Source organism: Xanthomonas sp. Leaf148 (assembly GCF_001423585.1).
Classification (GTDB): domain Bacteria; phylum Pseudomonadota; class Gammaproteobacteria; order Xanthomonadales; family Xanthomonadaceae; genus Xanthomonas.
The window spans coordinates 1,390,937-1,404,790 of the sequence record NZ_LMOP01000008.1 but is presented as its reverse complement, the minus strand read 5'-3'; the positions used below and the strand labels follow the sequence as shown (position 1 = coordinate 1,404,790).

Annotated in this window: 9 protein-coding genes and 1 other RNA gene; 3 read left to right on the top strand and 7 right to left on the bottom strand. The window is 61.9% G+C overall.

Annotation, left to right across the window (positions count from 1 at the left end):
• Positions 1-63: 63 nt before the first annotated feature.
• Positions 64-3,024 carry a TonB-dependent receptor gene (locus tag ASF90_RS10405; protein WP_055849340.1) on the bottom strand — a complete coding sequence of 987 codons (2,961 nt, stop codon included), beginning with the start codon at positions 3,022-3,024 and terminating at the stop codon, positions 64-66.
• A 346-nt stretch (positions 3,025-3,370) separates the two neighbouring features.
• The gene (locus ASF90_RS10400) at positions 3,371-3,979 is read right to left on the bottom strand and encodes a TetR/AcrR family transcriptional regulator (protein ID WP_055849338.1); all 609 of its coding nucleotides are present in this window, start codon (positions 3,977-3,979) and stop codon (positions 3,371-3,373) included.
• 136 nt (positions 3,980-4,115) lie between these two features.
• On the opposite strand from ASF90_RS10400, the gene ASF90_RS10395 reads away from it, so the two are divergent.
• Together ASF90_RS10395 and ASF90_RS10390 are read left to right on the top strand one after the other, a co-directional pair.
• On the top strand, positions 4,116-5,039 hold the full coding sequence (locus tag ASF90_RS10395) for an alpha/beta hydrolase (RefSeq protein ID WP_055849335.1): 924 nt from the start codon (positions 4,116-4,118) through the stop codon (positions 5,037-5,039).
• Positions 5,036-7,510, top strand: a complete 2,475-nt coding sequence (locus tag ASF90_RS10390; protein ID WP_055849333.1) for an acyl-CoA dehydrogenase — start codon at positions 5,036-5,038, stop codon at positions 7,508-7,510. Before ASF90_RS10395 ends, ASF90_RS10390 begins: the two co-directional genes overlap by 4 nt.
• Positions 7,511-7,748: 238 nt before the next feature.
• On the opposite strand, the gene ASF90_RS10385 is transcribed toward ASF90_RS10390, so the two are convergent.
• Entirely contained in the window at positions 7,749-8,102 is a 354-nt protein-coding gene (locus ASF90_RS10385) for a DUF1304 domain-containing protein (RefSeq protein ID WP_055849330.1), read from the bottom strand.
• A 319-nt stretch (positions 8,103-8,421) separates the two neighbouring features.
• Positions 8,422-9,792, bottom strand: coding sequence for an MFS transporter (locus ASF90_RS10380; protein ID WP_055849327.1), 1,371 nt, complete (start codon positions 9,790-9,792; stop codon positions 8,422-8,424).
• Positions 9,793-10,159: 367 nt separating this feature from the next.
• Between ASF90_RS10380 and ASF90_RS10375 the strand changes: the two genes are divergently transcribed.
• Complete coding sequence (locus tag ASF90_RS10375; RefSeq protein WP_193552628.1) at positions 10,160-11,503, top strand: serine hydrolase domain-containing protein; 1,344 nt, start codon at positions 10,160-10,162, stop codon at positions 11,501-11,503.
• A gap of 375 nt (positions 11,504-11,878) precedes the next feature.
• Here the strand turns inward: ASF90_RS10375 and ASF90_RS22055 are convergent.
• The 3 genes from ASF90_RS22055 to ASF90_RS23430 form a co-directional block, all read right to left on the bottom strand.
• A non-coding RNA gene (locus tag ASF90_RS22055) (sX9 sRNA) lies at positions 11,879-11,955 on the bottom strand.
• 504 nt (positions 11,956-12,459) lie between these two features.
• A complete protein-coding gene (locus tag ASF90_RS22050; RefSeq protein WP_082473483.1) occupies positions 12,460-12,939 on the bottom strand; it encodes a histidine biosynthesis protein HisIE in 480 nt (159 codons plus the stop codon).
• A 394-nt stretch (positions 12,940-13,333) separates the two neighbouring features.
• Positions 13,334-13,519 carry a hypothetical protein gene (locus ASF90_RS23430; protein WP_156364962.1) on the bottom strand — a complete coding sequence of 62 codons (186 nt, stop codon included), beginning with the start codon at positions 13,517-13,519 and terminating at the stop codon, positions 13,334-13,336.
• Between the last annotated feature and the right edge of the window lie 335 nt (positions 13,520-13,854).

Sequence of the window (13,854 nt, the reverse complement as noted above, 5' to 3'; positions counted from 1 at the left end):
CGCATAGACAGCTACGCCCCCGAAATCGGGGGCGTAGCTTAAGTCAAGCAACCGAACTGCTTATCAGAAACGCTGGGTATAACGCATGTACAGGAAGCGACCGATGTCGAAGCCACCAAAGTAAGAAACGTTGGCGCTAGGCTGACTGTACAAGGTCGGACCAACACGATCAAACACGTTGTTTGCGCCTGCGGAGATCGTCGCGTTCCACGGAGCATTCCAACGGACCTGAACATCGTTGAAGACGGTCGCGCCACGCTCATTGGTTGGATTGCCAATCGAAACGCCTTGATTGTTCGGCGCGCGATAGTTGGGATCACTGCACTCGTCCGGGAACAGGGACGCGCTAAGGCAAGATTCCTTCAAACCGGAGAAGTAACGCATTGTCCAACTTGCACCAAAGTCGCCCTTATCCCAATTGAGTGCAACATTGGATCGAACGCGGAAGTGCGTACCCGTAGTCGTTCCAGCCCAGCCCACCCCCGTCAGCGGGTTCGGATTAGTAACGGACGTGCGGGTGGTCACCAAGTCGTCGCGACTGGTGTAAGTGGTTGTCCACTTGACGCCAAAGGTGCCGAGCGAGTCGGTGGCCAGGCGATAACCGAGATCCAGATCATAACCCTCAACCTCACGGTAGCCGGCATTGATCGAAGTACGATTCAAGGTGTTGACGATGCCGCTCACAGGATCACGGGTGAACGCGTTGCAACGCTCGGTGATGCCGTTGATGTAGCAATCGTTGAGGATCAGATTTGCCGTGTCACCGATGATGGTGTTTTCCACGCGAATCTGCCACCAATCGAGCGACACGTTCAGGCCGTTTACGAAGCCCGGGCTCCATACGAAACCCAAGGTCTTGGAGGTAGAAGTTTCCGGGGTCAGTTCTTCATTGGAGCCCGACAGGAACGCCAGAGGTGTCTGCGAGGACGCTGCCGTGGTCGGCACGAAACCCTGGGCCTGCTGACGGAACGTATTGGCATTGACCGGCAACGCGGCAGCACAGCGTGCTCGAACTGCAGGGCTATTACGCGAGGCACCAAACTGCACATCGCAGGGGTCGGTGTAGGAATCGAAAGACTGTGAACCACCACCGTAAAGATCGGAAATGGTCGGGGCGCGGAAACCTTCAGCCCAGGTACCACGGACCAGCAACGACTGGATCGGCTTCCACTTGAAGCCAAACTTGCTGTTCACTGTGTCACCGAAGGTGTTGTAGTCGGAGTACCGTGTCGCCATGCTCAGGCCAAGCTCGCGAGCGAACGGCAGGTCGGCTAACAGCGGCACGTTGAACTCTGCATACACTTCCTCGACCTTGTAACTGCCGCCGGTGGGGAAGTTGGCCAAACCGGAGGTATTTCCCGACTGAGCGAGCGCGTCAGGGCTGAACTCACCCTCTTCCTTGCGCTGCTCAGCGCCCACTGCAAAACCAAGATCGCCGGCCGGCAGGGTGAACAAACTGCCAGAGAGGTTGGCCGAGATCACCTTGGTCTTGGTGTCCGCAGTTGCATGCGTGGTTGGGATCAGGAAATCCTGGAGAGCCTGGTTGCCGGTCAAAGCACCCGGACCGGACAGGCCGGCAGCAATGAACGGGTTGAATGGCACGCACTGTGCCAGCGCGATCGGGGCCGCAGCCGAGCCGCACTGTGCGACACCGGACGCGTTGATGAAGGACGGACCCACAGCAGCACGCAACGAAGTCAGATTGAGATCACCGTAACCGCTCTGCACCAGCTTGTTGTTGTTGTAGAGATAGCCCACATCCCAGTCGAAGATGCGGTCGCCGACATTGAACGACCCGTCGAATGCGCCCGAGAAACGGTAGGTGGTCAGTTCGGCACGCGTGGTACGCGGCACTTCCGTCGTACGACGCCACCAATTCGGAATTTCGCGATTCAGTGGATTGAACGCACTGTCCACCGACATCGGTGACCCGAATGCAAGCGCTTGGTACGGATAACCCGCAATCTGGCGCTCCGAGTCACGATTGCTGTACAGCACGTTGGTGCGGAAACGCACGTTGTCGGTCAGGTCGTAAGAGCCATCGACGAACAACGAGCGGCGTTCCTGCGGAGTGCGCAGGTCGGTCCAGCGATTGGTGTTGGTCTTGTCCTGGGTGACAGTCTGATCGGTATTCTGAAGACGGTAGTCAGCCGGGTTGTCGGGGTTTCCACCGTCGCGCACCAAAACGCGCACTTCGCGGTTGGGGTTGGCTGCGCTTGCTGCCGGATAGCGGACGTTAGGAAGCGCGTCACCCGGGCGGCTCACGAAACCACCGAACTCACCGACTGCGGTCCAACCAAAATCCGGATGATTAGACGAGCGCGGGAATTCAGAGTAAGGACGGTCAGAAGCCGCAACCTTGTTTTCCTTCGCGTATTCGATGCCGACGGTTAGCGTTCCACGCTCGCCCGTCACGCCCATCACGAAGTCCGCATTGGTCGTTTCACCATCGCCCTGCGAATACTGGCCGTAGTAAACACTGCCGGTCGCGCCATCGAAATTGGTACGGGTGATGATGTTGATGACACCAGCAATTGCATCGGAACCGTAAATCGAAGAAGCGCCATCCTTCAGCACCTCGATTCGATCAATCGACGACACTGGAACGGTCGAGATGTCCTGCAGACCGTCCGTGGTGATCCCCAGACGCTTACCATTGACCAAGACCAGCGTACGTGCGGCGCCGAGATCGCGCAGGCTGATGTACGTGCCACCAACTGCTTCGCCGGAAGACAGCGGCGAAGCGCGACTGATTGGCGGGGTACCCACAGCACTGATGTTCTGCAAAATGTCGGCGACCGACGAAAAACCCTGCTTTTCAATGTCAGCGCGGCTAACTGTCAAAATCGGCTGGGCCGTTTCGGTATCCACCTGGCGAATGCGCGAGCCGGTGACTTCGATGCGATCGAGGTTGGTCGCCCCCGCGTCCTGGGCGATTGCCGTTGACGGCAGTGCCGAGGCGGAAGCGCCAACCGCGATAGCGAACGAAATCGCATCGCGAAGCTTGCTGGTCTTGTAAATCATTGAGCTCTCTCTCCGAGATCTTGATAGTGGCGTGATGAACAACCGTTCGAGGGATCGAAAAACGAACCCAAAACGAAGGTGACGCCGATAGTAGCTATCAACTTGGAAAAATTAAAGATGCGTTAACAAGAAATTGTCTTGTCGTGAATTTTGCGCAAGAATGAAAATAACAGTCTCTTTAAGAGACCATTTAAGTAGTGCGCCGATCGGCCGCTAACAGTGTGGAACTGCGCCCATATGCAGCTGAGTTCGGAAGCTGATGCCTACCGGTGTCATGAGGGTGATGCGATGATTGCACTGATTCGCTAGCTAACCAGCGCTGGCGCCCAGCTGAGTGATGGCTCTTCTACCCAGGAATCAACGTCTGAATCACATGCTCGACGTAGGATTCGAATTCTTCGCGGGCCTGTTTGGGTTGCTGCAGTTGCAGCGATAACTGCAGGAAGCCGACGTAAGCCGCGTAGGCGAGGCGGGCGCGATGCTGGGCGTCGGTGCGGCTGAGGCCGGCCTGGCGGAACGAGGCGATCAAATAGTCGAGGCGGCGTTGCGAGACGCGGTCGATGACCGGACGCACGGCCGGGTGGTCGAGTGCCTTGAGCAGTTCGCTGTAGATGACGTGCGGTTTGACTTCGTGGGCGACCAGCTGAAACAGCGCGCGCAGACGGGCGCTGGGATCGGGAACGTCTTCCAGACTGCCGAAGACTTCCTTCTGCTCGAAGATTTCCCAGCGCTCCAGGGCGGCCTGCAACAGGGCGTCGCGCGAGGGGAAATGCCAGTAGAAGCTGCCCTTGGTGACGCCGAGACGACGCGCCAATGGCTCGACAGCGACGGCACTCACGCCTTGTTCGGCGATCAGGTCCAGCGCCGCCTGCGCCCAATCGTCCGCGCTGAGGCGATTACCGCGACCGGAACTGGCACGGGGCGTGGTGGGGTTGGATTCGGTGATGTCGTTCATGGCGCGATTTAACCATACGCCTGGGTCAGTTGCAGTATGCATCACAAAAATGACAGACAACTGCCATGATTCAAGGGCTTAACACTCCATACGAGGGAGTATTGACAGCAGGTGTCCCGCATCCATACCATTAGGTATGGTTACATCTCCCTCTACGCTTGCCCCCATTGCGACCATGTCGCGCGTTAGCGCTGGCGACGTAGAGCTGGCCGTGTCGATGCGGGGTGCGCAGCACGCACCCACGGTGCTGCTGGCGCATGGGTTTGGGCAGACGCGGCATGCCTGGGAAGCGACGGCAACCGCGCTGGCGCAGGCCGGTTACCGCGCGCTGTCGTACGACTCACGCGGGCATGGAGACTCGGGCTTCAACGAGGCCGATCTGCCCTACTCGCCCACCCAATTCACCGACGACCTGATTGTGTTGGCCGGCGAGCAGCCAGAGCCGCCGGTGCTGGTCGCTGCCTCGATGGGCGGCCTGTTCGGGCTGCTTGCCGAGGCGCGCTGGCCGGGGCTGTTCCGCGCGATCGTGCTGGTCGACATCACCCCGCGTTGGGACACCACGGGCGTGGAGCGCATCCTGCGCTTCATGACCGCGCATCCGGATGGATTTGCCTCGCTGGATGCGGCGGCCGATGCAATTGCCGCGTATCTGCCGCATCGCCCGCGCAAGACTGCGCATCAGTTACAAGCATTGCTGCGTCAACGCGCAGATGGACGTTGGCATTGGCACTGGGACCCTCGCCTGGTCGACGAACTGGCCGGTCAGGATGCGCAGTTGCAGCAGCACGCCTTGTTGGAAGCCGCAGCGCAGGTGCGTTGCCCGATGCTGTTGATCAGCGGCGGGCGCAGCGATCTGGTCACGCCGGACAACATCACCGAATTCTTGTCGATCGCCCCGCATGCGCAGCACGTGCAGCTGGCCGACGCCACGCACATGCTGGCAGGCGACGACAACACCACCTTTACCGCCACCGTGTTGCATTATCTGGACGCACTGCCCTCGGTTGGCACCATTGCAGCGTCCAACATCACCGAGCATGTCACTGGAGCAAGACCATGAGCATCGTTGCACCGTTCCTCCTCGTCATCCTGGCGGCGGGTATCGCTGCCTATCACCGCATGCGCCTTGCCACCTGGGTTGCGATCAGCGCCTGCGTGCTGGTGGCGTGCTGGCTGCTGGGTGCCAATCTCACCGCCACCATCGCCGCCGCCGCACTGGTGGTGCTGGTGTCCGCTCCGGTGCTGTTGCCGTTCCTGCGCAAGCCGCTGCTGACGACGCCGTTGATGGGCTTTTTCCGCAAGGTATTGCCGCCGCTGTCGCAGACCGAGCGCATTGCGTTGGAGACCGGCTCGGTCGGTTTCGAGGGCGAGCTGTTCACCGGCGACCCGGATTGGCAGAAGCTGCTCAACTACCCCAAGCCGCAGTTGACCGCCGAAGAGCAGGCGTTCCTGGATGGCCCGGTGGAAGAGCTGTGCAAGATGGTCAACGACTGGGAAATCACCCACGTCCATGCCGATCTGCCGCCGGAGCTGTGGGACTACATCAAGAAGAACAAGTTCTTCGGCATGATCATTCCCAAGCAATACGGTGGTCTGGGTTTCAGTGCACTGGCGCACCACAAGGTGATCCAGAAGCTGTCGTCGATCTCCAGCGTGGTCAGCTCCACCGTCGGTGTGCCGAACTCGCTCGGGCCCGGTGAGCTGCTGCTGCATTACGGCACCCCGGAACAGAAAGACTATTACCTGCCGCGTCTGGCCGTTGGTGCGGAAGTACCGTGTTTCGGTCTGACCGGCCCGTTTGCCGGCTCGGATGCGACCTCGATCCCGGACTACGGCATCGTCTGCAAGGGCGAGTGGAATGGCGCCAACGTGCTCGGCGTCAAGCTCACCTTCGACAAGCGTTACATCACCCTGGCACCGGTCGCTTCGCTAATCGGCCTGGCGTTCCGCGCCTATGACCCGGACGGCCTGATCGGCGACAAGAAGGACATCGGCATCACCCTGGCGCTGCTGCCGCGCGAGACCCCGGGAGTGGAAATCGGCCGCCGTCATTTCCCGCTGAATTCCACCTTCCAGAACGGCCCGATCCGTGGCACCGAAGTGTTCATTCCGCTCAGCCAGCTGATCGGCGGCGTGGAGATGGTGGGCAAGGGCTGGAACATGCTCAACGAGTGCCTGGCAGTGGGTCGTTCGATCACCCTGCCCTCCACCGCCAGCGGTGGCGGCAAGTACGCCGCGGTGGTGACCGGTGCGTATGCGCGCATCCGCAAGCAGTTCGGTCTGTCGATCGGCCGCTTTGAGGGCGTGGAAGAAGCGCTCGCGCGGATCGGCGGCAAGGCCTATGCGATCAGTGCGCTGGCACAGGCCACTGCCGCAGCGGTGGATCGTGGCGACGTGCCGTCGGTGCCGTCGGCGATCGCCAAGTACCACTGCACCACCATGGGCCGCGAAGTGGTCAGCGACATGATGGATGTGATCGGCGGCAAGGGCATCATTCTGGGGCCGCGCAACTTCGCCGGCCGCGCCTGGCAGGCTGCACCGATCGGTGTGACCGTGGAAGGCGCCAACATCATGACCCGCAGTCTGCTGATATTCGGCCAGGGCGCCATCCTGTGCCATCCGTGGGTGATGAAGGAAATGAAGGCGGCGCAGGATCCGGATACGCGCCGTGGTCTGGAAGAGTTCGACCAGAGCCTGTTCGGGCACATCCGCTTCGGCATTTCCAATGCGGTGCGTTCGTTCTGGTTCGGTCTGACCGGTGCGCGTATCGGCGCAGCGCCGGGTGATGCATACACGCGTCGCTTTTTCCGCAAACTGGATCGCTACTCGGCCAACCTGGCCCTGATGGCCGACGTGTCGATGCTGATGCTGGGCGGCAAGTTGAAGTTCAAGGAGTCGTTGTCGGGTCGGCTGGGCGATGTGCTGAGCCATATCTACATGACCAGCGCGATGCTCAAGCGGTATCACGACGAAGGCGCGCCGGCGGCCGACCAGCCGCTGCTGGCCTGGGCCTTCCACGACAGCGTGCACAAGATCGAGACCTCGCTATCGGCGGCGCTGCGTAACTTCCCGATCCGCCCGGTGGGTTGGCTGATGTGGGTGTTGATCTTCCCGCTGGGCCGTCGTGCCGAAGCGCCGGGCGACCGCCTGGGACACCGTGTGGCATCGATCCTGATGGCCCCGAACGAAGCGCGCGATCGCCTGGCACAGGGTGTGTTTCTGACCCCGTGCGCCAACAACCCGGGTGGCCGCATTTCCAGCTATCTGGCCAAGGCGGTGATGGCCGAGCCGGTGGAACGCAAGTTCCTGAAGGCGCTCAAGACCAAGGGCATCGAAGCCCTCGACTTCAGTGCACAGCTCGACGAAGCGGTGGCCGAGGGCGTGCTCACCGTGGACGAGCGCAAGCTGCTGGAAGAGCTGCGCGAGATCATGATGGACACCATCACCGTGGACGACTTCGATCCGCACGAGTTGCGTGCGGCGAGCTTCTACGACAAGCCGCAGGCGCAGCAGCCGCGCGAAGCCGCGTAAGGTTCGTGCCAAGGTTGTCAGCGACGACGGCGGGCTTTTAGCCCGCCGTCGTTGTTTGCGGGGGCCGCCCATCACCCGGTTACGCTGTGAGCAGATGCGAGCAGCCATGGGCTGCCGAACTATCAGTCTCAGGTGGCTGTCTTGCAGGCGTGGGCTTGCCCACGAAGCGGCGTGACCGGTGATGCCGCATCGCGGGCAAGCCTGCTGACGAGAGGCAAACACCCTGCCAACAGACGCCTCAGTGTGGTAGCCACACCAACCCGAGCGCGATCAACGCGGGCACCGCCTGCACGAAGAAAATGCGGCGGTTGACGCTGTAGGCGCCGTAGCACCCCGCTACCACCACACAGCCCAGGAAAAAGCTCAGCACATCGACCCGTGCCGCCAGCGCGCCCCAGAGCAGACCTGCGGCGAGAAAGCCGTTGTAGAGGCCCTGGTTGGCTGCCAGCACGCGTGTGGCCTGTGCCTTCTCCAATGTGTTGCGGAAGGTCTTCAAGCCCAACGGGTGCGTCCACAGCGCCATCTCTAGTACCAGGATGTAGACATGCAGCAGGCCGACAAGGATGCCGGCGATGATCGCGAACAGGGACATGGCAAGAAAGTCGTGTGGACGTGGCGGCAAGCATAGCCGCGATGCCGCTCCGGCTGTCTGGCAACACGCACAGAGATCGTGCCTTGAACGAGATGACGTCACCAGCGCAGCACTGGCCCACGCGTGATGATCGATGTCGCGTGCTGGTTGTCATCCGCTGGCTGCGGAGTGCGCGCGCAGTCACGGGATAGACACCCCGTACAAGCACTACCACGCGTCAGCACCTGGCCGCCCAACTATGCGCGCGCCATCGTTCCATAGATGTCCCGGCAAGGCCGCCCTGCGCAGCGACAACACAGCTACAAACATGTGACGCGGGTCAGCCCTGCGACTCCGCTGCGCGCCCATCCGCCACACCGTCGCGCTCTGCAGGCAACTTGCGTGCTTCGCGCAGCAGGCCGAACGTGCCCAGCGTCATGCCCACCGCCGCCAATAGACCAACCCCGAACACCGCGGTGGAGCCCAAGCCCGATACCAGCTTGTGGATCCACACAAAGCTCAGGTCGCCGCCGCGATAGACCACCGTGTCGATCGCCGCACCGGCCTTGTAGCGCCATTCGCGGCTGACTCGCGTGTACAAGGTTTCGCGCGCCGGCTTGGCCAGTGCAAACTCACTGGAACGCGTGATCACCTGCACGATGGCGATCATCAGCGGCAGCGGAGAGGCTGCCAGCACCGCGTACCCCAAGGTGATGGCCACCCCCGGAATCAGCAGCGCCGGTGCGATGCCGAAGCGCGACAACAGCGCGCGCGTCACCAGCAATTGCAGCACCAGTGCGAGCGCGTTGACCGCCAGGTCGATACTGGCGTAGTACGCGGTGCTGGCCGCCGCATCGGTATAGAGCCGCCGTACCAGCGCCGCCTGCTCGTTGTAGAGCAAGGTGCCCACGCCCACGCCGAATAACGTCATCAACGCCAGCCAGCGCAGCAACGGCTCGCGCACGATCAGCTTGAGGCCGCCGAGCACGTCGCCGCCCATCGGCACCTCGCCGGAGTCCAGTTGACGCTCCTGCTCGCGCGCCACCGCCCACAAGCGCAGACGCAATACGCAGACCACGCAGACCGTCAGGAACCCGGCCGACACCAGCATCAGGTGCGCAATGCCGATGCGCTCGACCAAGGTGCGGGTGAGGATCGGCCCGAGAAACGCGCCCAGGGTGCCGGCCGCACCGATATAGCCGTAGTAGTTGCGCGCTTCGGCATTGCTGAAGACGTCGGCCATGAAGCTCCAGAACACCGCCACGGCAAACAGGTTGAAGACCGTGAGCCACAAAAAGAACGCCATCCCGCGCCCTGGCACGCCGCTGTCGAACAGCACGTAGAACAGCAGCAGGGTCGCAATGAAGAACCCGTAGACCAGCGGCAGGAACACGCGCCGCGGATAGCGGCTGACCACCACGCCGTACACCGGCTGCAGTAGCAGCATGATCAGGAAGGTGCAGGTAAACAGCACCTGCAAGGTGAAGTCCTTGAGCGGCATGCCGTGCGCGGCAAAGAAGCCGATCATGCCGGCCGGAAACAACGCGGCCACATCCGACGATGCACCCATCGCCTCGCGCACCGGACGCAGCACGTAGTAACCGCTGAGCAGGCAGAAGAAATACAGGAACGACCATGCCAGCGGTGGCGAACTGCGCAGCGCAGCGCCCAGACGGCCAGCCGCCGAGCGCGGGGCAAAGGGACGGGTCATGGCTTCAACATCGCCCGTGCGAACGAGCCCGACAACAAGAGCATGGCGGCGGCAGCACCTGACGAAGTAGCGCGCAAGTTAGCCGATGCGGCGCAGCACCACCAGCGGCGGAGGCAGGACGCTGCGACGCGCGCGTGGGCTGCCCCGGCACGGCACTTGCAACCCGCTTCGCATGCACCCTGCGTGGCGTCGCCACGGCCCTGAGCAGCCCGATTTCTGAACCCAAATCGTCAATAGGATCAATATGATGCCCATTCATCTTCCGGCAGTTTGTGCTATTGCGAAGCGCGGGGCTAGAATCGCTCCAAGCAGTGGAACAGGCGGGACAACCATGACAGTAATGCGCAGGCGCCGACGGTTCCGTCCGTTGGCCATCGGGCTGCTCGGGGCGTTATTGCCTCTGGCCCTCTCTTCCACGGCACAGACGCCCGCGCCCACCGCTTACGCGCTGCAGCCGGCGACCGTCGCGCAGTCGCCCACCGCCCCGCTTCCGTATCGCACCTCGTTGCCGGCCAGCAGCGTGTTGGCGCCGGACGCCGGCTTCGACGTGGCGGCATTCGAATCGATGGCCGACCAGTTGACCTACGGCAACCGCGTACCCGGCATGGCGATGGCCATCGTGCAGGGCGGCAAAGTGCTCAGCGCGCGCGGCTATGGCGTCACCGACGTCAATCACCCGCAACCGGTCGATGCGCATACCGTGTTCCGCCTGGCGTCGCTGTCCAAGGCCTTCGCCGGCACCATGGCTGGCCTGCTGGTCAACGATGGCGTGTTGCGTTGGGACAGCAAGGTGGTCGACTACGTGCCCGGCTTCCAGCTGAGCGACAACGTCGCCACCCGGCAGCTCACTGTCGCCGAGGTGCTCAGTCATCGCGTCGGCCTGACCCGCAATGCCTACGACCGCGATATCGAATCCAACGTCGACTATTACTCGCTGAGCCACAAGCTGGCTGCCGCGCCGCTGCGGTGTGCGCCAGGCGATTGCTATGCGTATCAGAACGTGGCCTTCAGTCTGGTCGGCGATGTGGTCTTCGCCGCCTCCGGCAGTTTTTACGAGCAATCGGTGGAGCGCCGCATCTTCAAGCCGCTCGGCATGAACGATGCCAGCATGGGTCTGGCCGGCATCCAGGCCAGTCCGCATTGGGCACGCCCGCACGTGCGCAGCCGCAACGGCTGGGTGTCGCTCACGCCCAAGCCCACTTACTACCGTCTTGCTCCTGCTGCCGGCGTCAATGCCAGCGCCAGCGACATGGCGCAATGGCTGCTCGCACATACCGGCCATCGCACCGACGTGTTGCCTGCGCCGCTGCTGGCGACATTGCACGCGCCACTGATTTCCACGCCGGGTGAAATGCGTTCGGGTTGGCGCCACGAGCGCGTGGACGCGGCCAGCTACGCGCTGGGCTGGCGCGTGTTCGACTATGCGGGCCACCAGGTGGTCTTCCATGCCGGTGCGGTGCAGGGTTACCGCGGCTTGGTCGCGTTGCTGCCCGAGCGCGACGTCGGCATCGCCATCATGTGGAATGGCGAAAGCGGCCTGCCCTCCGGCATGCTGCCGACCATTCTGGACCGCGCCCTCGGTTTGCCGACCAAGCGTTGGCTGGACATCGATGTGGACGGCGACTTCGGCAGCGAGAACATGCTGGCAGAGAAGGCCGACCCGGCTGGCAAGGGCGCGTCGTCGGGCAAGTCGGTGGCATCGCCGCGCTAAGGGGCGAAGCGCCGGCACCGTAGCGGTGCATGCTGAAACCCAGGCGGCCTTGGCCGCCTGTGTTGTTTCTGATCGCTGGAGTCTGCAGGTGGTTTGAACGCCCTGGCGCCAGACGTGTGCCGGGCAGCGTGCTTGGCGTGCTTGGGGCGTGCTTGTCGTGCTCGGCGTGCATGAGACCAACGCTGCAACGCGATACTGCATCTGCGGCGCACCGCTGGGCTTAGTTCGTCGCCGCTGCACGTCGCCTTTGCATGTAGAGAGTGGATGCGGTTGCTCGGCAGCGGATCGACGCGAGAGGTGCAGGCGCCGTCAGGCTGCCGCACGCGTCATTGCTGGATCCACGACACCCTGCACCACAACGTATCGGACCAAGAGCGCTAACAACACGTCGCGAGCAGTCGTCTGGTGGGTGTGGACGGCGTACTCAGAACCGCAGTGGACGTGTGGTCCATGCGGCACCGAGCACCGGCCGCGCCCGCCTGCCGGTGAGCACAGTCGTGTTGTTAGCTGTCTAAATCATCTGGCTGTCGCGTGGTCGAGAGACGGGCGTCGGGCAGTGCGACGGCGGCAAACTATCGCTGCATCCGGCAGACCAACGGCCCAGGGAATCGGACTGGACAAGTGGTGGCCGAACAATCCTTAGGGAACGCCGATACCGATACGGGTTGGAAGCATCGCCGCCTCAACGCAAGTGCAGCCTTGGGTGATGCATCGGACGCGTCAATGCGTCGCGCAGCACTCTCTTTTTGAGAAGCTCTCGGCGTTGGCGTTGGCGTTGGCGTTGGCGGTTGGCTACAGCTCCAGACCGTGCCACCTCGCGAACCACGTCGCCTCGATGACGGTCGGCATTCGCGCACTGCATCGGACGTGGTCACGGAGCCGTGCAATAAAAAAGCTCCCTCCCCGCTGGGCGTCGGGGAGAGAGCTCGATGTTTACGGCGATCGGGTGTTGCAGATCAGATCAGCGGTGCCGGAGTTGCGGGCAGCGCGACCGGAGCGGCCTTCTTCTTGCGAGCGGCCGGCTTCTTCTTGGCGACCTTCTTCACAGCAGGCTTCTTGGTAGCAGCCTTCTTGGTGGCGGACTTCTTGGTCGCCTTCTTCGCGACTGCCTTTTTGGCAGTTTTCTTCACTGCTTTCTTGGCGGCCTTCTTGACGGCCTTTTTGGCGGCAGTCTTCTTGGTCGCCTTCTTTGCGGTCTTCTTCACTGCCTTCTTGGCGGCAGTCTTTTTGGTTGCCTTCTTGGCAGTCTTCTTCACTGCTTTCTTGGCGGTTGCCTTCTTGGCAGTCTTTTTGACGGCCTTCTTGGCAGCAGTCTTCTTCACTGCTTTCTTGGCAGTTGCCTTCTTAGCGACCTTCTTGGTCGCCTTCTTGGCGGCGGTCTTCTTCACTGCCTTTTTGGCGGTGGGTTTCTTTTTCGCAGCTTTTTTAGTGGCCATGTAATTGGCTCCTCGTCAGTGAACTATGGAGGTGAAACGCCCAGTTGAACCAAACCCCGCGTCGGCATGCCGTCGTCGGGTACCGTCCGCAGGTAATGCGCGACGGGACGGATACAGAAACACCCGCATCGAACGGCGACACGGGTGCGTAGTCGAAACGACAACTGCTTTTTTGGAGAGAAGCGGACCCGACTCCACCATTGAGTGTGCTTCGGTGGACGTCTTGAACAAGCGTGTCGGCTCGATGTCGATTCTGCTCACTCTCTTTCGCAGCAATGTCTGCTGGGCGAAACCTAATCACGCTTTTTTTTACTGTCAACACTCTTTTGCATTTTTTTTTCAGCCGACCATCGCCACGTTCGCCATCGACGTCCGGCAAACGCACCGCGCGCGGCTAGCTGGATGGGTTGGAAGCGCGCGCCCACGCAACAGCGTTAGCGAAAAAGCACTTCTTTTCCGCTGTTTTCTTCAAGCGCTCTAAATCCGCACGATGCAGGCCGCGGTAACGCTGCGACGATGCGCTGCGCGTTGCGGCATCGCTTGCCGCCTGTCCGCCAGCTGAAAATTTTTTATCCGACAACTCCGCTTCCGACGTCGTACGAGCAGAAATGCGCAAACTTATTGCGCCGTTCGATCGCCATGCAGGTGCGCTTGCGCATCGCCGACAGCGTGTTGCGCAACGTCGATCGGTCATCGATGCATGTTGCGAGCGTCGAATTTTTTTTCACCGAGCACACCCCAGACCCTCACGAGCGACTCACGTCAGAAATCCGGCGCACCGGGATGCAGGCGGTTGTGCGGCGACAGGTCGCGCATGGATGCCTCCACGCGCATCGCGTCAGCGCATCGCCAACCGCCTTTCCAACCTGCGAGTGTCAGCACCGTGCAGGTGGCTGCCCCACCGCCCCCTCGATC

Bases quoted from the DNA above. Each gene is read 5' to 3' on its own strand.
- ASF90_RS10405 (WP_055849340.1), bottom strand. From the start codon at position 3,024: ATGATTTACAAGACCAGCAAGCTTCGCGATGCGATTTCGTTCGCTATC.
- ASF90_RS10400 (WP_055849338.1), bottom strand. From the start codon at position 3,979: ATGAACGACATCACCGAATCCAACCCCACCACGCCCCGTGCCAGTTCC.
- ASF90_RS10395 (WP_055849335.1), top strand. From the start codon at position 4,116: ATGGTTACATCTCCCTCTACGCTTGCCCCCATTGCGACCATGTCGCGC.
- ASF90_RS10390 (WP_055849333.1), top strand. From the start codon at position 5,036: ATGAGCATCGTTGCACCGTTCCTCCTCGTCATCCTGGCGGCGGGTATC.
- ASF90_RS10385 (WP_055849330.1), bottom strand. From the start codon at position 8,102: ATGTCCCTGTTCGCGATCATCGCCGGCATCCTTGTCGGCCTGCTGCAT.
- ASF90_RS10380 (WP_055849327.1), bottom strand. From the start codon at position 9,792: ATGACCCGTCCCTTTGCCCCGCGCTCGGCGGCTGGCCGTCTGGGCGCT.
- ASF90_RS22050 (WP_082473483.1), bottom strand. From the start codon at position 12,939: ATGGCCACTAAAAAAGCTGCGAAAAAGAAACCCACCGCCAAAAAGGCA.